This is a genomic window from Deinococcus sp. (assembly GCF_030523985.1).
GTDB lineage: Bacteria > Deinococcota > Deinococci > Deinococcales > Deinococcaceae > Deinococcus.
The window spans coordinates 1-18,655 of record NZ_JAUNHK010000056.1 but is presented as its reverse complement, the minus strand read 5'-3'; the positions used below and the strand labels follow the sequence as shown (position 1 = coordinate 18,655).

The window sequence follows — 18,655 nt, the reverse complement described above, 5'->3', positions numbered from 1 at the left end:
CCCACTCCTGTCTCTCTTGCTCACCTCAGCTCCCCGGAATCCACTATGAGCCATCGGATTTTGTATCTGGCGTAAAATTGGCATCCTTCAGACCGAGTAGGCGCAGGTACTGACTAACTCTCAAGCCTGCGGCATCGGCCCGCTGCTTTATTGCGTTGTACTCGCGCTCAGAAAGGCGCACTCCTACCTGCTTCTGTCGGTCTGTAACCATAGGGCTACGAGTCTGTTTAGCCATAACCCAACTATACCGCAGCACTATTTAGGGGTAGCGTTATGTATTGACCTAATACCGATACCAGTATAGAATACACCAACCAAAAAGCCCCGCCTGTTCTTGGCGGAGCGTCGGGGCTTCTTGGACTTCCTCTAGAGAGGTACGGCATGAGTATACATGGTTCCGAAGGGATGATTTTTCCAGCGCTTTCCGAATTGCTGGACAGTGTCGTAGACGCTCGCGTTGAGCAGGTTATGGACGCTTCTCCCTGGGATTTGGGCTTGACGGTAGAAGATTTGCAGGGAGGTCAACCCTCTACCCGTCTGGACGAATGGCGGCACATTCGGGCAATGGTGGAGACGGCCTATCGCTTGGGCTTGAAGGACGGCAGTAAGCGGGTGGGGGACGCGCCATGACAATCTGCAAAAAGTGCGGACTTTCCAAGGCTGAGGCGGACTTTCCGAAGCGCAATAGAGGGACTTGCAGGGACTGCGAAAACCAAGCCCGACGCGAGCGGTATGCACGCAGCCCTGAAAGGATTTTGCGACGCAATCGCCAATGGCGGTTGGGCAACCCAGAGAAGAAAGCTGAATCGGATCGCAAATGCATCGCCAAAAATCCTGAGCGCAAGCGGCAGCAGGATAAAGAGAGGTACGACCGCGAAAGAAGCCGCATTCTTGAGCAAAAACGGCAGTACAGGCAAGCTAACCCTGTCGGTATCGCCCGCGCCCAGTCGAGCTGGTATCGGGCAAATCGGGAAAGGGTGCTGGAATATCAACGGTCTTACCGCAGTGAAAATCCCGAGAGGGTCGCCCTGTATTCGAGAGCGAAGCGTGCGCGAAAGGCTGGGGCTGCGGGAAGTCATACGACGCACGACGTGGCTGGAAAGTTTGACCTACAGGGTGGGCGCTGCTACTACTGCGGCTGTGAGTTGCACGACTTCCACGTTGACCACAAAATCCCCCTAGCCAGAGGCGGCTCGAACTTCCCTGCCAATCTCTGCTGTGCCTGCCCCTCGTGCAACTCCAGCAAGTGCGACAAAACACCACAGGAGTTCATTCAATGGCGAAATCAAGTAAATCTCTCCATCTAAAAAAAGCCCCTGCAACTGCGGGGGTTTTTTTAATCCATAAGCCGCCCGCAGGTGCCGCATGACCGCGCCGGGTGCCATCCTCCTGCCGTACCAGCGCCGCTGGGTGATGGACCGGAGCCGCTTCAAGATCGGCCTGATGTCCCGTCAGTCGGGCAAGAGCTTCAGCACCACGCTCGAAGCTGTGGACGACTCGCTGGAACGGGAGACGACCTGGGTGTATCTGTCTCGCGGGGAACGTCAGGCCCTGGAACTCGCCAACACCGCCAAGAAGCACCTCGCGGCCTACCGCATGGCCGCCGAGGAAATGGAAGGGTGGTTCACCACCGACGCGGGCGAGCGCATCACCGAATACCAGCTCCGGCTGCCCAACGGCTCCCGTCACATCTTCCTGCCTGCCAACCCGGACACGGCACGCGGCTACAGCGGCAACGTGCTGCTCGACGAGTTCGCTTTCCATAAGGACAGCCGGGCCATCTGGGGGGCGCTGTACCCCATCATCACCCGCCGCCCGGACTACAAAATCCGGGTCATCAGCACCCCGAACGGGCGCAACAACAAGTTCTACGAACTGTGGGAAGGCAAGGGCGAGCGCACCAGCGGGCAGGCCGTCTGGAGTCGCCACAAGGTCACCATCTATGACGCGGTCGAGCAGGGCCTGCCGGTAGACGCGGAGGAACTGAAGGCCGGTCTGGACGATGAGGAAATGTGGACTCAGGAATACCTCTGCGAGTTCCTCGACGAGGCCACCGCCTTCCTGTCCTACGAGCTGATTGGCCGGGCCGAAAGTCCGCTTGCCACCATGTCCTACGACCTGCGTGACCTGCTGAAGGGCAGTGAGCGTTACCTGGGCGTGGACATCGGGCGCAGGCGAGACCTGACGGTGCTGTGGCTGCTGGAGCGGGTGGGCGACGTGTACTGGACGCGAATGTTGGAGCGGATGCAGGGGGCGCGGTTCGCTCACCAGGCCGAGCGCCTGGACGCGGTGCTGCCCTCGGTGACGCGGGCCTGTATCGACGCCACGGGCCTGGGGATGCAGCTCGCCGAGCAGGCACAGGAGCGGCACGGGTCGAAGGTGGAACCCGTGATGTTCACGGGGGTGGTCAAGAACGATCTCGCCACGACCTTCCGGCGCATGTTCGAGGACCGCACCATCCGCATTCCCGAAGAGGACCGCCTGCGCCGCTCGCTGCACAAGGTCCGCAAGGTGACCACCAGCGCGGGCAACATCCGCTATGACGCCGAAAGTGAAGCGGACGGCCACGCGGACGAATTCTGGGCCGGGGCGCTGGCCGGACACGCGGCGTTCACGAAGACGGGCGGCGGCATCATCACGCTCTGAAGGGGGCAACTATGGACACAGCAATTCTTACGGCCCTCATCGCGGGCCAGATGGCGCAGATTGCGGGCATTCGTCAGACCGAGACGGATGCCCGCAACGCCATCAGCGGCATCGGCCTGGAACAGATGATTGGCGAGCTGTTCCCCAGTGTGGACAGCAAGCTGCTGACCGCCAACAAGGACGTGGTGAACCACCTTCAGCAGGGGGTCAACCGCTACGTGCGGGCGCTGACGCGGGGCACGCTGAACTGGGAGTGGGACGGCGAGAACGAACCGCCCGAGCTGAATCCCGGCGTGCTACTGAACAAGGCGGGGCGTGACCTGGTGCAGGACGCCACCACCGACGCATTGGTCACCGGCAAGTTCGCCTACTTCCCCTACATCGGGCCGGACAACCGCCTGCGCCTCAGCACCCTCACCGGCTTCCTGTGGCCCATCTACGAAGCCGGGGATTCCAGCGAGGTGCAGGCCGTCCTGCAAGTCACCAGCTACGTGGCGGACGGCAAAACGCTCTTCCAGGTGCGCCGCTTCAGTCCCGGCATGATGGAAGTGTTCAGGGGCCTGGAGGACTGGCAGAAGTACGCCACAGGGCAGAAAGAGGAATTCCCTCAGCCGCACGCAGCGGACCGCTTGCCCATCGCCTTCCGCGTGGTGGGCCGGGACGCCAACCGGGAACCCGAGGGCCTCGCCATGACCGCCCTGCCCGCCTTCCGGCGTTACGTGAAGGCGGCGGTGCTGCTGGCCTTCATCGCCCACCGTGGGGGCTTCGAGGAACGGGTCGCCAAGTCTGACCAGCTGTTCCAGCTCGCCAAGAGTGACCCGCGAAACCCGATGCTGGCCGAGCTGAAGACGGTGGGGCCGAACAAGATTCGGGTCATGGACTCCGGCGGCAGCTATGAGCGCCTGGAACCCGTGAAGCTGGCCGAATACCGGGAGCAGGAGCGGGACGCCAAGGCCGACGTGCGCGGGGCGCTCTACATGCCCGACGTGGACGGGGCCGACCTGAGCGGTGAAGCCCTGGCCGAGAAGCGCGAGTCCTACACCGAGACGACCACCAGCCTGGGCAACAGCGTGGCCGATGCGCTGACCGAGGCGCACGAGCTGGCGGCGGCCATGCGCCCGGCTGAACTGCGCTCAGGCTGGCGGGTCACCTTGAAGCCCCACTTCACCCGCGACGTGGAATCCGCCCGTGTCGCCCTGCGTGAGGATTACAAGGCGGGTCTGCCCCTTTCCGCTTGGCTGTCCGGCCTTCAGAACCTGGGCGTCACCGAGGTCACCGAGGCCCACATCAACGCGGCGCTGGCGCAGGAGGAGGCGGGCACTCTGCCCCGGCCTAACGGCGCATGACCGACGCCGTGATTGACCGCATCATCCGCGAGATGGGCGAGCGGGGCGACGAACTGGAGGCGCGGGCGCTGGCCGTGATCCAGTACCTGTACGAAGACCTGAAGCTGGCCGAGCTGATTGAGGTGCTGCGGGCGGCCACCGAACTCGACAGTCCGCTCGCCCGGCTGGGCTACGCAGACCAGTTGCTGAGCATCTTCGACGAGGTGGCCGCCGAACTGGGCGAGCCACCTCCCCAGTTGGTGCAGGCCGTGAGGCAGGCTGTCGAAGCTGGAATCACCGGCACGGCTGAGATGTTCGCCGCCTCGCAGGTGGTCACCAGCGCCTTCACGGTGCCGCCCACGCTCCAGCTGGAATGGATGGACGAGGCCGAGCGGCGAATGCGCGAGTTCTGGGGCAATGAGCCTGTGCGCTTCCGGCAGGAAATCCACGACGCGATTGTGGACGGGCTGAAGCGTGGGCAGGGCATTGACCAGATGACCAAGCGCATCAAGGACCGTGTGGGGGTCAGTCGGTCACGGGCTTCGCTGATCGCCCGGAACGAAGTGGGCAATGCGGCGGCCTACGCCACCAAGAAAAGCCAGGAACAGGCGGGCTGCACCGAGTATATCTGGAAAAGCGCCAGTGACCGCCGGGTACGGCCTGAACACGCCAAGCGCAACGGCAAGCGGTTCCGGTGGGACGACCCACCGCCGGACGGTCATCCGGGCGAGCCGGTGAACTGCCGGTGCGTGGCGATTGCTGTCATCCCCGACAAGGTGTGAGTAAACTGAGAGGGTGAGAAAAATCCTGATGGTAGGGATGCTGGCTTCGGCATCCTTCGGAGGAGCGGCCACACTGCCCGAACTTTTCAGCAGCTCGCCTGCAAGGCTGGCTGATGCTTGTGACAGAGGCTACCGAATTGAATCTATGCCCAGGGTCACTCAAGCCGAGAAGGATGCGTACAGCGCCGAATCCGTCAAGGCGAACAAAGGTAACTACTTGAGAGATAGTCGCACCTTCCTGGGTAAAGATGCTGACTCGGTGGCTCGACTCAAAGCAATGGTCAATTCTATTGACCTTCAGACTCCCAGTGGGTCTGCGTTCAACATTTGCGGTGCACGAGCGGAAAAGCTAGCTGCCAAGCCAACCCCCGAAGTGCTGAGCGCCGCCGCGAGCACACTGGTCTACATCAAGGGCGAGGCTCTGGAACGTAAAAGCGCTGAGAATTGGAATGCGGTGATCATTGCTCTGGACTCTTCTGGAACAGAACTGGCACGTTTCGAGTCAACAGGACCAAGTAAGAAGGGAGACCTCAGCAGCTGGAAGCCTTCCTGTACCAGTGCAGGTTGCAAATGGGTTGGGCAGAACATCTACTACTTTAAGCTGAACACTCTCAGTCCTCAGACCACCAAGCTGAAATTGATGTTCACTCGTGGCAATGGTGTAGAGCAGCGGGAGTACACGGCGGAAGACGTCGAAAAGGTCATTCTGACTGATCCGAAAACCCCTTAAATAACCATTGCAGCACTGCACACGCCAGCCGCTACCCGCCCGGTAGTGTGCTGGCGTCCCGCTGTGTGGCAGGCCCTGGTAACACACGGGCGGATTTTTCTCACGCGCTTTGACCCCCGCTGACCTGCACAGCGGGGGTCAAGTGTTTCCGCCCATGCCCCAACAAGCGAACGTTAGGGGTCTGTGGGCCTCAGCGAACGCCGGGGGGCTACAGCACTGTGGTCAATCGAAACGAGGGGGCTTAAAACGCCTCCCGTTGTCATTTCTGGAGGAACCCAACATGCCGGACGAAGTCACCCCCCCGCCCGCCCCTGCCCCCACGCCCAATGCGCCCGCTTTTCAGCCCGCCGAATCTATGGCGCTCGCCCGCGAGAACGCCCGACTGCTCAGCGAGTTGAACGCGGCCACCACCGAGCGCGACCAGCTCAAAACCAAAGTGGCCGACCTGGAGACCAAAGTGAACAGCAGCAAGGAAGCCGAACTTCAGACTCAACTCGACGCGCTGAAGGCGGAAAAAGAGGCCCTCGCCGCCGAAGTCGCCACCTTCAAGGAACGCGACACCACCGCCGAGCGCACCAAGCTGCTCGACGGCAAGGTCAGCGACGTGCAGCTCGCCCTGCGGGTGCTGGACCCTGAAAAGCACCTGAACAGTGACGGCTCCCTGAAGGTGGATGCCCTCTACACCGATTTCCCCTCGCTCGCCCCGGCGGGCGTCACCACGCCCACCGCGCCCGACGGCGGCGGCGGTTCTCAGCGTACGGCGGCGGGTGCGCCCACGCTGGAGCGTGCGGTCGAGTCCGGCTCCATTGCCGACATCAACGCGGCCTTCGACGCGGCCCTGGCTCCGGCCACGGCTACCAAGTAAGCCCCCGGCTCTAAGCCCCCATTCAGCGAGGTAAAACCGTGCCTATTTCTCTTAGCCAGCCCAAACTCTGGTCGGCCCGCCTGCTGGCCCACCTGGACAAGACCTTCGTCTACGGCGCGGCCTTCACCAACCGCAACTACGAAGGCGAAATTAAGGACGCGGGCAGCAGCGTCCGCATCCTGCAAGTCGGTGAAGTGACCGTCAACGACTACAGCGGCACCCTGAACGAACCCGAGGGCCTGAACGACGCCGCCCTCGAACTGGTCGTGGACCAGAAGAAATACTTCAACTTCGTCGTGGACGATGTGGACGCCCAGCAGAGCATCATCAAGCTGGTGGACGAAGGTTCCAAGCGTGCAGCCCAGGCCATGAGCGACGTGCGTGACATCTTCGTGGCGAGCTTCCACAGCTCGGTGGACGCGGGCAACCTCGTCGGCACCGACGCGGCCCCCATCGTGGTGGGCTTCGCGGGTGGGCAGACCAAGCCCTACGACGCCTTCCTCGACCTGACCCAGAAGCTCGACGAAGCCAACGTGCCCACGGTGGACCGCCGCGTGGTGCTGCCGCCCTGGTTCATCCGCGCCCTGAAAGCGCAGTTCGGTGACCGGGGCAGCGGCCTGGGCGACAAGATTGCCCTGGACGGCATGGCGGGCAGCGTGGACGGCGTGACCATCTACCAGTCCAACAACATCCCCAACGTGAACGGTGACAAGTACAAGATTCTGATGGGCAAGGACTACATCACCTTTGCCGACAGCATCGTCAAGACCGAGACCTACCGCCCCGAGCGCAAGTTCGGCACTGGCGTGAAGGGCCTGCACGTCTACGGAGCCAAGAACCTTCAGCCCAAGGGCTTCGCCGTCGGCACCTTCAGCAAGGGCCAGATCAGCAAGTAACTTTCCCCCTGGACCGACTGAGCCTCCCTGACCGGGGGGCTTTTTTCGTTCCCCGAGGTGCCCATGAGCGACGAGAAACAAGACAGCGCCTGGTTCCGCCACAAAGAAAGCGGACAGGTCTTCGAGGCGTCGGGCCGCTTCCTGCCGGACGCCCGCAAGAACCGTGACCTGGAAGAAACCTCTGACCCCGTCGTGGCGGTCAAGATGGAACTCGACAAGCGCGGCGTGAAGTACCAGCCCAACACCGGCTACAAGAAGTTGCAGGCCCTGCTCGACGAAGCCATCGCCGCTGACAGCGAAGGCCAGTAATGACCGGGCAGACCAACCCGCGAGACGCTCCCGCGTGCATCGCCCTGGCTCAGCGACAGGTAGGGGACGTGGGCGGCTGGACGCCTGAGCAGTGGCTGGCCCAACTGACCGACGACGGCATCGTGCGCCCGGTGGACGGCGTGCAGCAGATGTTCTACCGCCCCTACAAAACGGCCATTGCCTACCTGTCACGGCCCCGCATCAAGCAGCGCACGGAAGGCGACGTGTCTGAGCAGGAAGGCGACCTGACTACAACGCTGCAAAATCTGCGCGAGATGGACGCCGAGTGGGTGGCCGCTCGCATCCCGCCCGAGGCCACCAGCGCCGAAACCTGGGACAGCACCATCAAATGGGGCGGCTGGTAATGCTGCTCCCCCAGTTCCGCGACGAGGACGTGACCCTGCTGGTGCAGGTGCCAGGGCAGAAGGGGCGACTGGGCGGCGAGATCAGCCCACCGACCTACACGCCGGGCGAGACGCACAAGGCGCTGGTGACCAACCTGGGCGCGGCTGAGGCCGTCAAGCTGGGCCTGAGTGCGGCTACTCAGCGTTGGAGGGTGCGTCTACCTGCGGGAGTGGTCGTGGTCATCGGTGACCGTCTGCGCTTCCGCGGCAAGGACTGGAAGGCAGCGCTGGTGGAGGTCAGGACCAGCTACACCAAGGTGATTGCCGAGGAGGTGAAGTAGCGTGCCAGCCGACTTCAGCAGCGTGCGGGAAGCGGGCATGGCCGTGCTTCAGCAGGAACTCGCCAATCGGGCGCAGCGCCTACGAAACGGCATTGTCGAGGAACTGTCCCGACCCGGCACGGGCCGCACCTACCGCACCGGCCACAGGACCGAGCCGCACAGCACCCATCAGGCCAGCGCACCAGGCGAGGCCCCGGCGGTCAACACGGGCCGCCTGCGTCAGTCCATCACGGCCCTACGCATCAGCCCTCTGCACTGGCGCGTGGGAACGAACGTGGACTACGCGCTGTACCTGGAATTCGGGACGCGGCGCATGGCCGCCCGCCCCTTCCTGCGCCCGGCGGCGGACAAGGAACGTGAGCGTGGTTCGCCGTGACCGGGCCGTATGACGTACTGGCCGACGCTTACGCGGCCCTGCTGGAGCTGACTGAGCGAGTCTACCTGCCCGACCAGGAACTGCCCGAAGACGAAGCTCCCCTCATCCGCCTCGACCTCATTGACTGGGTGGACCGCGCCCGCTACGGCTCCGCGTCTACCGTGACTCGCATTCAGGTCAGCGTCTGGGCAAACAGCCTGGACGCGGCCATCGGCCTGCACCAACAGGCCAGAAGCAAGCTGCTCGCCCTACGGTGCAGACCGGACGGCGGCGGGCAGCTCCGTGACCCCGAAACCTCTCAGTTCGGCTGGAGAGCCGACTACCGGAGATGACCCATGCCTGAATTCCATATCGGTGATGAAAATGCCGTCCGCTACGCCATCGTGCCCAAGGGCGGCACGGCCCGCCCCGCCACTGCCGCGTTCTTCTACCTCCCCAATGTGACCACCAGCGACACCCCGATCACGGCCACCAGCGTCACCAAGAAGTACTACAAGACCAACGGCGGCTCGGCCACCAGGGGCACGGGCAGCAACGTGACCTTCACCGTCAGTGGGGACCTGCCCCAGGACAAGGCACTGCGCGAACCCGTCTACCGACTGCGTAAGGCCATCCTGAACGGGGACCAGATTTACATGGAGCGGGCACTCGACGAAGACGCCCCCGCCGAAGAGTGGGAAGGCGGGTTCGCTACGCTGACCAACGCGGCGCTGCCCAGCCCGTCGGACAACGCCACGACCTACAGCTTCACGGCGGGTATCAGCGGCGAGCTGAAGGGGCCACACCAGGCCGCGCCTGACACCCCCACTGCACCCGCCACCACGGGCTGAGCATGGCCCTTTTCTCACTGGCTCGGCGTGGCGGCGAACCAGTGGCCTTCATCACAGGCGCTCATCCTCTGGAGGATGGGCGTCTTTTTGCGGGTCTGCTGGTCGTGCAGAGCGGACTTACCCGCCGCCGCCTCACTTTTCAGGACACCGAAACAAAAGAAAAGCTCGTTTTGGAGCTACCCAAAGACGCCATGCGTCTCAAACGCCCCGCCAACACGGCGCGGGTCACTCTGGAGGTTATGAATGGCCGCTGAACTTCAGTGGGGCAGCCGGGGCAAACCCACGCCCTACCCCATCACCGACGACGCCCGTGAAGCCCTAGAAGAACAGGGCATTACCGATGTGCCCAAGCAGTTGACCCTGTATCTGCGCTCAGCCACCGGGCGTGAGCGCAAGAAGTTTCAGGCGAGGCTCCAGACCTGCAAGTCCGAGGACGACCTGCGCGAGATGCTGGCCGACCTGCTGTTGACGCGGATGGACCAAGGCTCCGACCGCCGAATTGTGCGGGAAGTGCTGGAAGATGCCGACCAGACCGCCATGAATCAGCTTCAGTACGCCTACGTGAACGGGGTCATTCCCGAGGGAAAGGCTCTGGAGCGGGCCGTGCAGGCGACGGCGGCCCGACTCACCCCAAGAGCGCTCGACGCCCTCGCAGTTACCTCAAGGCCATCTTCTCAGCCTTCTACGGAGTCCGACCCTGGGAGTGGGACTGTCTAACGGCTGAAGACATCGAGGACCTGGACGTGGAACTGTCCACCGTCCTGTACCTGCGGGACCGGGCAATACGGGAGTACCACTTTTCTCGCCTCCCCGAAGAGGCCCGCAAATCCCTTGCTGAGCCGCCTGAACCGCGCCCGGACGGGCAACTCACAGCCGAGCAGAAAATCAGCCACGACGCCTTCATCGCGTTCATGGCGGACTACAACCTGCCCGAATTGCAGCACCGCGTCCCAGCGGATGCAGCACAGGAACTGCTGGCACTGCACAAGAAAGGGAAGTTGCCCAAGTGGGCACACAGGGCCGTCAAGCTCCGCGAATTGCGGGCAGCGGCAAGGGGGTGAACATGGCATCAGGTGGAGGCGTGGGCGGACAGGGTCAGGCCGCCGAAGTTTACGTGGATTTGGTGGCCCGCTTCGACGACTTCGAGCGGCGTCTGGCCGAGGCCGAAGCCGGTGCCAGTGACGCGGGGGAGCGGGCCGGGTCTGGTTTCGGCTCCAAGTTCAGCGCGGGCGTGGGCATTGCCGCCGGGGGCCTCGTCGCTCTGACCGGGGCCGTGACTGCCCTGGTGGGGAGCACCGTGGGGCTGGCACAGGAGTCGGCCCAGAACGTCAACGAGTTCCAGTCCAAGCTGGGAGAAACCAGGGAAGAAGCTGAGCGCCTGGGCACCGTGGCCGAACAGGTGTTCGCCAACAATTTCGGGGACAATCTGGGAGCGGCAGGCGAGGCCGTAGGGATTGTCCGGCAGCAATTGGGCGACCTCGCAGACGACGAGCTGCAACGGGTGACGGAAGGCGCACTCGCTATCCAGAAGACCTTTGGAGTGGAAGTGGCCGACTCGGTCAGTGCCACCAAGACGCTGATGGAGCAATTCGGCCTAACCAGTCAGCAGGCCACCGACTTCCTTGCTAAGGGCTTTCAGGAAGGGCTTGACCGTTCCGGCGACTTCCTCGATACCGTCAACGAATACTCGACCCAGTTCGCCAACGGCGGGGCCTCTGCCGAGCAGTTCTTCAACCTCATCAAGAACGGGGCACAGGGGGGCGCACTCGGCACCGACAGGGCGGCGGATGCGTTCAAGGAATTCCGCGTCCGCATTCAGGACGGCTCCAAAGGTGTCGCTGAGGCGCTGGAATCCATTGGCATCAACTCCGAAGACCTCGCCAAGAAAATGGCGAGCGGGCAGGTCACGGCGGCTGAAGCCTTCCAGATGGTGCAGGGCAAGTTGGCGGGCCTGAAAGACGAGAACCTGCGGATGCAGGCGGGCGTGGCGCTCATCGGCACCCAGTACGAGGACCTGGGGCAGAAGGGTGCGGCAGCGCTGTCCATGACTGGCAAGTCCATGAAGGACATGGAAGGGGCCACCGCGTCCCTCAGTGCCAAGTACAACAGCTTCGGTGCCCTGGCTGAGGGCATGTGGCGCAAGGTGCAGGTGGCCCTGCTGCCCGTCGGCAAGGAACTGCTGGGTATGGCGAACGAAGCCGTACCCTACCTGACCAAGGCGTTCGACCAGGTCGGGCAGAAGCTCCCCGGCATGATTAAGAGCGGGATCGACACCGCCAAACAGTTCGGCACTGCCGCTGTCAACGTCTACAACTCGGTCAAGCCTGCCATCGAAACGACCATCGTGACCGTCCAGAAGCTGAGCGGCTTCATCGAACGGAACAAGGAAGTGCTGATTCCGCTTACCGCTGCTGTGGGGGCCGGAGCCGCCGCCTTCGGGTTGTACCGCGCTGGGGTCGTGGCGGTCACAGCGGCCAAAGCGGCCTGGACGGTTGCCACCACGACGGCCACCACCGCGAGCGTGGCCCTGCGTGCGGCCATCGCCTTCCTCACTGGCCCTATCGGTCTAGCGATAACGGCTATCGGCCTGCTGGTGGGTGCGGGCGTGGCGCTCTACCGCAACTGGGACGAGGTCGTGGCATGGGCGCGGAAGACGTGGAGCCAGATAAAGGGAATTGTCACTGACGCGATTGAAGGGGCCATGTCCTACCTGCGTAGCGTGGACATGAAGGGCGTGGGTCTCGACATCGTGCAGGGACTCGTCAACGGCATCCTAGCCGGGCCTCGCCTGGTGCTCGCCGCTGCCCGCACCTTGGGAAGCAAAGTCGTCGAAGGCGTCAAAGGCGTGCTGAACATTCAGTCGCCCTCCCGCGTCATGAAGGAACTCGGGGAATTCACCTCCGAGGGCTTCGTCGTCGGCATCGAATCGGGCCGCCCCAACGTCAAAAAGGCTGCCGAGGCAACCGCTAAAGCCTTCCTCGACGCCTTCAGCGACCTGAAGCTGGAGCGTCAGGTGGGCGACATCGACCTGAGTACTTACACCCGCACGCTGGAGCAGGCCGCTGCACAGTTGCGCGGCAAGCTCAAGACGGTGCAGGAAGGCACGCCTGCCTATGCCCAGTGGCTCAAGGCGCTGCAAGCCGTGACCAGCGAGTTGGACAGCGTCAAGAGCAAGAGCAGCGGTGCTCAAGCCTCTGCCAAGGGGCTAGCCGACGAGATGACCCGCAACCGCCAGCAGATTGAGCAGGGCGAGGCGATGGAACGGTACGTGGCGAACCTGCGCTCGGCCACCGCTGCCCAGCTTGCCAGCGCCCTGGAGACGGCCAAGGCGAGAGGGGAAACCGAGAAGTACAACGCGATTCGGGAAGAGCAGCGCCGCCGAACCGAAGTTGCCACTGCTGCCCAGGAAAAGGCTACGGAAGCGACCAGACGCCACCAGCAACAGGTGGCCGACAACCGCGCCCAAATCGCGGCCAATGAGGCTCAGGAACGCTATGTCCTGGGACTACGCTCGGCCACGGACGCTCAGCTTCGCTCGGCCCTGGAAACGGCCCGGAGCCGGGGGGAGGTCGAAAAGTACAACGCCATCCGCGACGAGCAAAAGCGCCGTGCCGACGCCGTCCGGGCTGCTGAAGACAAAGCCACCGAAGCCACTCGCCGCCAGCAACAGCAACTGGCCGACAACCGCGCTCAGATCATCGCGGGCGAGGCGCAGGAACGCTACGTGCGGGGTCTGCGCTCGGCCACCGATGCCCAGCTCTCCAACGCCCTGGCAACCGCCCGCGCCAGGGGCGAGGTCGAGAAGTACAACGCCATTCGGGACGAGCAGAAGCGCCGCTCGGACGCCGCTGCCGCTGCCCATGACAAGGCGGCTGAAGCGGCTCGCCGGGAAGCTGATGCCGTCGCTCAGGGTCGCAAGGCCATTGCTGAAGGGCGCGAGTACGAAGCCTGGAAGGAAGGTCTGAAGGGCCTGACCGAAGAGCAACTGCGGGCGTCTGCCGCGTCGCTGGAGGCCGCTGGAAATCAGCAACGCTACAACGACGTGATGGGCGAGCTTGACCGCCGCGCCGACGATGCCAGCAAGAAGGTTGAGGCATGGTCTGACAATCTGGATCGACTGAGCGAATCGAACTGGGTCAAGAGCCTACGGGACATGACCAATGCCCAGTTGGCAACGGCCCTGAGCACCTACGAAGCTGAGCAGAACGTTTCCCGCTACAACGCTGTCCTGAGCGAGCAGGCCCGCCGCACCGACGAGGCGGCCAAGAAACATGAGTCGTGGACGGATAACCTCGACAAGCTGGAAGACGGCAAGTGGGTCAGCAGCCTACGGGACATGTCAGCGGCCCAACTCGATTCAGCACTGGCGACTGCCAAAGCTGAAGAGAACGTCTCCCGGTACAACGCTGTCCTGGCAGAACAGGCCCGCCGGGCCGACGATGCCGAGAAGGCTCAGCGCAGTTGGCTCGACAACCTCGACAAGATTCAGCAAGCCACCTGGGTCAAGAGCCTGCGGGACATGACCACGGAGCAGTTGGCCGCTGCGCTGGCGTCCGCTGAACTGAGCCAAAACGTAGGCGAGTACAACGCCGTGCTGGCCGAACAGGGACGCCGTACCGACGAGGTCACCAAAAAGACCGACGCTTGGAACGACAACCTGGTCAAGCTCAGTGAGGGTAACTGGTCGAAGGGGCTGAAGGATTTCTCTGAAGAGCAGCTTCTGTCTGCACTGGCAACCGCCGAAGCCGAGCAGAACGTGGGCCGCTACAACGCGGTTCTAACCGAAATGCTCCGGCGCGTGGACGATGCTGGCAAGAAACAGGAAGCATGGTTCGACAACCTCGACAAGATCACGGAAGGCAACTGGGTCAAAGGTCTTCGTGACCTGGACGAATCGCAGTTGCAAGCCGCCCTGAGCGCCGCCGTCGCGGAGCAGAACGTGGCCCGCTACAACGCAGTGTTGGCCGAACTTGCCCGGCGCACAGACGAGGCCAGCAAGAGTCAGGACACCTGGAACGACAACGTCAACAAGCTCAACTTCTCGCGCTGGACGGCGGGTCTCAAGAACATGAGCGACGCCGAGCTGGACGTGATGCTGGGCATGGCCGCTGCTGCGGGAAATCTCGCTGACTACAACGCGATTTTGGCTGAACAGGGACGCCGGGTAGACGACGCCAGCAAGAAGCACCAGGCGTGGCTGGACAACCTGGAGAAGATCGAACGTGGGACGTGGGTGGACAGCCTGCGAAACCTCACCGAAGAGGAACTTCAGGCTGCTCTGGCCTCGGCCACTGCCGCCGAGAACCTCGACCAGTTCAACGCAGTACTGGCCGAAATGAAGCGGCGCACCGATGACGCGGCCAAAGCTCAGGCGAGCTGGAACTCGGTTATTGAGAAGCTTGACCGAGACCAATACGCCGAAAGCCTGAAGGGAATGAGCGATGCCCAACTGGTGCTGATGCTGGAAACGGCCTCCTCGACCCAGAACGCTGAGGACTTCACGGCGATTCTGGCCGAGCAGAGCCGCCGTACCACTGAGGCAGCCAAGAACACTGAAATCCTCGCCGCTGCCCGTCAGAAGCTCACTGAGATTCAGGCTGGGGGTGCGCGGCCCTTCGCGTCGGAGCTGGCCGCCCTGGAAGCCCTGCGGGGCAAGCCGGGGGTCGTGGCGGCAGAACTCGACAAGCTGATCGCTTCCTACACCCAGTTGCAAGCTCAGACCGAGAAGCAGCAGGGCTTAGAGAAAAAAATCAACCAGTGGTCGAACTATGCCAAGCAGCTCATCCCGGTCGTGACCGGAGCGATGGAGGCGCTGGGTGGTACGTCCGAGAAGGTGGCGGGCGAGTGGGCGGCTGACCTGGGCAGCATGGTGAACGACCTGACCAACTTCGGCATGGCGATTGCCAAGGGCGACTATTTCGGAGCGGCGGTGCAGGCGCTTACAACCATCTTCAACTGGTGGAACCGCAACAAGCGGGCAGCCGAGGAGGCGGCTAAAGCTACCAAGGAGTACAACGAGCAGTTCAAGTTTTCTCAGAACGGCTACGGCACCAGGACGGTCAGCACCTATACCACGGGCATTCTGTTCTGGGAGACCACCCACTACACCGAACAGGTGGACGAGATGAAAAAGGCCATCGCGCTTGGCGTAGAGGGAGGTTTCGTCAACGGATTCAAGGACGGTTTCTCACAGGCATTGGCTAAAAATGATTTCAGTCTGTTCGAGAAGTCGCTGAAGTCCAGTGTCGGGAAGGCTGTGTTGGACGGGCTGACGGAAAGTTTCATCAATCGGGCTGTCCTCGCCAAGATCATCGGACCAGCGATTGACGCTTACCTCAAGACCGGGGACGCAGCAGCCCTGCAAACCGCGATTCGGGCGGCCAGTGGGGAGGCCAAGAAGTTCTACGACGACGTGCTGGCCCCAATTGCCAAGGAATTCGGTCTACTCGGTACTGATGTCAAGCCAGCAGATACAGCCACCACTACAACACCCAGCACGTCGGGGGACACCCTCCGAACAGTGAGGGTGGAGATGCCCAAGGTGGAAGCCAGCATGAGCTTCGACGTAATGGGGACGATCGCCACCGTGGTTGAGCGGGCCGCGCCGCGTATTGAAGGCGGTGGACAGGCCATTGAGCGGGGGGCCGGAGTTTTCGGGGCACAGGTAGACCGCCTCGAACGCATCCTGACCGCCACAGAACTGAAGCCGAATCTGCGAGACGCACGCGGGCTGTAAGGGGGTGAACATGCACATCTGGAATACGAAAGGAATGCAACTTGCAGGTGCGGACCAAGAAATCATCAGTGCGGAATGCAGTTATGGCGGCGCGGGCACCTGTCAGAGCGCCACCGTTCGCCCGGTTAATACCACCACAAGCGGGCGCAACAGCCTTTGGTTGCTCGACCTCATTGGGGCTGGGCAGCAGCAGCGTGTCTTCCTGGGCGTTCCCGACACCATCAGCGATGCCGACGGGCAACTGGCGCAGGTTGGCCTGATGGCACTGCATCGGTGCGCCCTGGGTGGGCTGGGCGGGGGGCTGGCGGGCGTCTTCGCAGCATCAACGGAGACCCTCTCGGATGCCCTTGAGCGCGTGCTGGGCCAATACCCTGACGCGGACATAGGACTGCGGCCAGACGGGAGCGAAGTAGCCTGGGTGCCGTCTGGGGGCGAAGACGTGACGCACATGGCTTACGACGTGCGGTACATCGGGCCGACTTACCCAGATGCGGTTACAGATGCGCTGTTCGACCCTGGCGAGGGATGGAAAAAATACGTCTACAAGCGGACCACGCCAATGTATGCCGTTCGGCGCACGGGGCAGGCGAAAGCAGACCCAGCGATTGCCGAGGCAGAAGCGAATGTGGTGCTTTCTGCCCCTGGGCAGTCAGACGACTATCTGCCAGTGGTAGGGCAATCTGCCGTGTACGACACGTTTATCGGGACGCCACCGAAGGGGTATGAGCGCCAGAGCAACATTCTCCCGAGGCGGTACGGCAACTGGTTCTGGACTTGGACGTATCCGACAGACACCGACGAGCAGCGCATTCGTGAAGCTGAAATCACGCTGAGCGTCTACATAGGGGGAGTGGCCGAGCAGCGCAAGGAATTTACATTCGTCCCCGAGACCTCAGGAGGTATCTCTGCTCAAGGCGAGCCGTCTACTGGCACGGACACCACCAACACGCCACAGCCAATCAAGGAAGTGCAGACCAGTCGGGACGACGGAACGACTATAGAGATGACGCTCTACGTTGAGAAAGACGGCGTGTGGCAAGGGCTGGGAGCACCGCAAGTCATGATTCCACGCACAGCAGGGTCTATCGGCATGTTTACCGTAAAGTTCTCCGTCCCTGAGCAGTTTGCGGGCAGTCTGCTCCAGGCGATGGTGAGCATCTCCCAAACCAACGGGCACCGCATAGAGATGACGGTGCAACCCGCCCGAATCCGGGCCAAACGGCTGTTCCCGAATCTCGCCAACGTCGTCATGCCCGACGGCTGGGACAAGCCATTCCGCACGTCGCCTCGCTACGAGTTTCGGCTCCCCGGTTGGCACATCCCGCCCTTCCGGGCATTCGGGCAGCAGGTCGCTTCGGCCACTGTGACCTGGAACGCGGATGAATGCAGCACACTCTGCACAACCGAGGCACTGAGCTATGGCTGAGTTGTACGTCCTATTCAATTCGGCGGTGGGTTGGCGCGAGTTGCCTGCCACCATGCGGCCTGCTGGCTCCTCTCCGGCCATTCCCAGCAATCTGGTCCGGGCACGGGGCAGCCTCATCGTGCATGACCTATCTGACGGCCTCCCTACTCCGGCCCCGGTGCAACTCACGGGCCTGTGGGATGCCGACGACGAGGAATCGCTTTTCTCCGTACTGGATTGGTGGCGCTGGTTCTTGCACGGCTGCACCCAGTACCGCCGGGGCCAGCGCCCTGCGGAAGAGGTGCAGGGTGCTTCGCTGATCTGGACACCAGCGGGCGACGAAAGCAATTTTGCCAACGTCACCATCACCCTCATTCCGCGCCGGATGCCTGACCCGGCTGCATTGCCCCTTGGGGCCAAGGGAGTCTGATGACTGTACTTACGATTAGCCAGGACACGCTGATTCAGTTGCCCGATGGGGCCACGGGGGGCGCGGTCAAGATCACCTACAACGGCACGACGGTCGGGCCAGTTATCGCCTCCGGTGACGACCAGGGCCGCGCCGTCCTGGTGCAGGGGCGTCTCGCCAAACTCACTGCACTGGACGGCAAAACCCCCCTCAAGGTCGTTGGTCGGGAAGCCGGGGGGCGACTGCCTGCCTGGATTACGCTTTCTATCTACCCCGAGTACCCGGTGGGGGTCACACCACCCCATGCTCTGGTGCCGCTGACGCTGACGGGCCTGCCTGTCGGCTCGCCGGACGTACCCGGTATCTGGGACCTGAGCAACATCGGAGACGCCAGCGGGGGCATGGACGTGATCTTGCCAGGCGAGCGGCAGGCACTGGCCGTACTCCGGGAGCGTGGCCTCCAAGCTGCTGAGCGTGCCGAAGGTGCGGCGACTGTCGCACAGGCCGCTGAAAGGGCAGCCGCAGAGACCATCGCCAATTTAGACAGCCGCGTGGACTCAGCGGCTCAGCAGGCGGCAGCAGGAACGGTGGCGCGGGTCGATAAAGCGCTGGCCGATACCGCGCAGAGTGCTGACCGAGCAGAACGCGCTGCTGCCAACCT

The 18,655-nt window shown here is 62.9% G+C and carries 20 protein-coding genes; all 20 read left to right on the top strand.

Annotated features, from left to right (window positions below; genetic code table 11):
- Positions 1 to 468: 468 nt before the first annotated feature.
- Positions 469 to 630, top strand: a complete 162-nt coding sequence (locus Q4C89_RS09405; protein WP_303102349.1) for a hypothetical protein — start codon at positions 469 to 471, stop codon at positions 628 to 630.
- Complete coding sequence (locus Q4C89_RS09400) at positions 627 to 1,307, top strand: HNH endonuclease (protein WP_303102348.1); 681 nt, start codon at positions 627 to 629, stop codon at positions 1,305 to 1,307. Before Q4C89_RS09405 ends, Q4C89_RS09400 begins: the two co-directional genes overlap by 4 nt.
- 58 nt (positions 1,308 to 1,365) lie before the next feature.
- Positions 1,366 to 2,646 carry a terminase family protein gene (locus Q4C89_RS09395; RefSeq protein WP_303102347.1) on the top strand — a complete coding sequence of 427 codons (1,281 nt, stop codon included), beginning with the start codon at positions 1,366 to 1,368 and terminating at the stop codon, positions 2,644 to 2,646.
- Between the two features lie 11 nt (positions 2,647 to 2,657).
- The gene (locus tag Q4C89_RS09390) at positions 2,658 to 3,992 is read left to right on the top strand and encodes a hypothetical protein (RefSeq protein ID WP_303102346.1); all 1,335 of its coding nucleotides are present in this window, start codon (positions 2,658 to 2,660) and stop codon (positions 3,990 to 3,992) included.
- Entirely contained in the window at positions 3,989 to 4,753 is a 765-nt protein-coding gene (locus tag Q4C89_RS09385) for a minor capsid protein (RefSeq protein ID WP_303102345.1), read from the top strand. Before Q4C89_RS09390 ends, Q4C89_RS09385 begins: the two co-directional genes overlap by 4 nt.
- A gap of 13 nt (positions 4,754 to 4,766) precedes the next feature.
- On the top strand, positions 4,767 to 5,483 hold the full coding sequence (locus Q4C89_RS09380) for a hypothetical protein (protein ID WP_303102344.1): 717 nt from the start codon (positions 4,767 to 4,769) through the stop codon (positions 5,481 to 5,483).
- A 280-nt stretch (positions 5,484 to 5,763) separates the two neighbouring features.
- On the top strand, positions 5,764 to 6,348 hold the full coding sequence (locus Q4C89_RS09375; protein ID WP_303102343.1) for a hypothetical protein: 585 nt from the start codon (positions 5,764 to 5,766) through the stop codon (positions 6,346 to 6,348).
- A 38-nt stretch (positions 6,349 to 6,386) separates the two neighbouring features.
- Positions 6,387 to 7,244 carry a hypothetical protein gene (locus Q4C89_RS09370; protein WP_303102342.1) on the top strand — a complete coding sequence of 286 codons (858 nt, stop codon included), beginning with the start codon at positions 6,387 to 6,389 and terminating at the stop codon, positions 7,242 to 7,244.
- 63 nt (positions 7,245 to 7,307) lie between these two features.
- The gene (locus Q4C89_RS09365) at positions 7,308 to 7,553 is read left to right on the top strand and encodes a hypothetical protein (protein ID WP_303102341.1); all 246 of its coding nucleotides are present in this window, start codon (positions 7,308 to 7,310) and stop codon (positions 7,551 to 7,553) included.
- Positions 7,553 to 7,918 (top strand): hypothetical protein, encoded by a 366-nt coding sequence (locus Q4C89_RS09360; protein WP_303102340.1) that lies wholly within the window; start codon positions 7,553 to 7,555, stop codon positions 7,916 to 7,918. The genes Q4C89_RS09365 and Q4C89_RS09360 overlap by 1 nt, the downstream gene beginning before the upstream one ends.
- Complete coding sequence (locus Q4C89_RS09355) at positions 7,918 to 8,238, top strand: hypothetical protein (protein ID WP_303102339.1); 321 nt, start codon at positions 7,918 to 7,920, stop codon at positions 8,236 to 8,238. Before Q4C89_RS09360 ends, Q4C89_RS09355 begins: the two co-directional genes overlap by 1 nt.
- A 1-nt stretch (position 8,239) precedes the next feature.
- Positions 8,240 to 8,614, top strand: a complete 375-nt coding sequence (locus Q4C89_RS09350) for an HK97 gp10 family phage protein (protein WP_303102338.1) — start codon at positions 8,240 to 8,242, stop codon at positions 8,612 to 8,614.
- On the top strand, positions 8,611 to 8,946 hold the full coding sequence (locus tag Q4C89_RS09345; protein ID WP_303102337.1) for a hypothetical protein: 336 nt from the start codon (positions 8,611 to 8,613) through the stop codon (positions 8,944 to 8,946). The genes Q4C89_RS09350 and Q4C89_RS09345 overlap by 4 nt, the downstream gene beginning before the upstream one ends.
- Positions 8,947 to 8,949: 3 nt before the next feature.
- Positions 8,950 to 9,444, top strand: a complete 495-nt coding sequence (locus Q4C89_RS09340; RefSeq protein ID WP_303102336.1) for a hypothetical protein — start codon at positions 8,950 to 8,952, stop codon at positions 9,442 to 9,444.
- A 243-nt stretch (positions 9,445 to 9,687) separates the two neighbouring features.
- Positions 9,688 to 10,161 carry a hypothetical protein gene (locus tag Q4C89_RS09335; RefSeq protein ID WP_303102335.1) on the top strand — a complete coding sequence of 158 codons (474 nt, stop codon included), beginning with the start codon at positions 9,688 to 9,690 and terminating at the stop codon, positions 10,159 to 10,161.
- A 26-nt stretch (positions 10,162 to 10,187) separates the two neighbouring features.
- Complete coding sequence (locus Q4C89_RS09330) at positions 10,188 to 10,505, top strand: hypothetical protein (protein ID WP_303102334.1); 318 nt, start codon at positions 10,188 to 10,190, stop codon at positions 10,503 to 10,505.
- A 2-nt stretch (positions 10,506 to 10,507) separates the two neighbouring features.
- Positions 10,508 to 16,180 carry a phage tail tape measure protein gene (locus tag Q4C89_RS09325; RefSeq protein ID WP_303102333.1) on the top strand — a complete coding sequence of 1,891 codons (5,673 nt, stop codon included), beginning with the start codon at positions 10,508 to 10,510 and terminating at the stop codon, positions 16,178 to 16,180.
- Between the two features lie 10 nt (positions 16,181 to 16,190).
- Positions 16,191 to 17,606 (top strand): hypothetical protein, encoded by a 1,416-nt coding sequence (locus tag Q4C89_RS09320; protein ID WP_303102332.1) that lies wholly within the window; start codon positions 16,191 to 16,193, stop codon positions 17,604 to 17,606.
- Positions 17,599 to 18,015 (top strand): hypothetical protein, encoded by a 417-nt coding sequence (locus Q4C89_RS09315; RefSeq protein ID WP_303102331.1) that lies wholly within the window; start codon positions 17,599 to 17,601, stop codon positions 18,013 to 18,015. The genes Q4C89_RS09320 and Q4C89_RS09315 overlap by 8 nt, the downstream gene beginning before the upstream one ends.
- Positions 18,015 to 18,655 (top strand): hypothetical protein (locus Q4C89_RS09310; RefSeq protein ID WP_303102330.1); only part of this gene is annotated, 641 nt, incomplete at its 3' end. The genes Q4C89_RS09315 and Q4C89_RS09310, both read left to right, overlap by 1 nt.

Excerpts from the sequence above, each read along its gene's own strand:
- Q4C89_RS09405 (WP_303102349.1), top strand. The coding sequence starts at position 469 with ATGGACGCTTCTCCCTGGGATTTGGGCTTGACGGTAGAAGATTTGCAG.
- Q4C89_RS09400 (WP_303102348.1), top strand. The coding sequence starts at position 627 with ATGACAATCTGCAAAAAGTGCGGACTTTCCAAGGCTGAGGCGGACTTT.
- Q4C89_RS09395 (WP_303102347.1), top strand. The coding sequence starts at position 1,366 with ATGACCGCGCCGGGTGCCATCCTCCTGCCGTACCAGCGCCGCTGGGTG.
- Q4C89_RS09390 (WP_303102346.1), top strand. The coding sequence starts at position 2,658 with ATGGACACAGCAATTCTTACGGCCCTCATCGCGGGCCAGATGGCGCAG.
- Q4C89_RS09385 (WP_303102345.1), top strand. The coding sequence starts at position 3,989 with ATGACCGACGCCGTGATTGACCGCATCATCCGCGAGATGGGCGAGCGG.
- Q4C89_RS09375 (WP_303102343.1), top strand. The coding sequence starts at position 5,764 with ATGCCGGACGAAGTCACCCCCCCGCCCGCCCCTGCCCCCACGCCCAAT.
- Q4C89_RS09365 (WP_303102341.1), top strand. The coding sequence starts at position 7,308 with ATGAGCGACGAGAAACAAGACAGCGCCTGGTTCCGCCACAAAGAAAGC.
- Q4C89_RS09360 (WP_303102340.1), top strand. The coding sequence starts at position 7,553 with ATGACCGGGCAGACCAACCCGCGAGACGCTCCCGCGTGCATCGCCCTG.
- Q4C89_RS09355 (WP_303102339.1), top strand. The coding sequence starts at position 7,918 with ATGCTGCTCCCCCAGTTCCGCGACGAGGACGTGACCCTGCTGGTGCAG.
- Q4C89_RS09340 (WP_303102336.1), top strand. The coding sequence starts at position 8,950 with ATGCCTGAATTCCATATCGGTGATGAAAATGCCGTCCGCTACGCCATC.
- Q4C89_RS09335 (WP_303102335.1), top strand. The coding sequence starts at position 9,688 with ATGGCCGCTGAACTTCAGTGGGGCAGCCGGGGCAAACCCACGCCCTAC.
- Q4C89_RS09325 (WP_303102333.1), top strand. The coding sequence starts at position 10,508 with ATGGCATCAGGTGGAGGCGTGGGCGGACAGGGTCAGGCCGCCGAAGTT.
- Q4C89_RS09320 (WP_303102332.1), top strand. The coding sequence starts at position 16,191 with ATGCACATCTGGAATACGAAAGGAATGCAACTTGCAGGTGCGGACCAA.
- Q4C89_RS09315 (WP_303102331.1), top strand. The coding sequence starts at position 17,599 with ATGGCTGAGTTGTACGTCCTATTCAATTCGGCGGTGGGTTGGCGCGAG.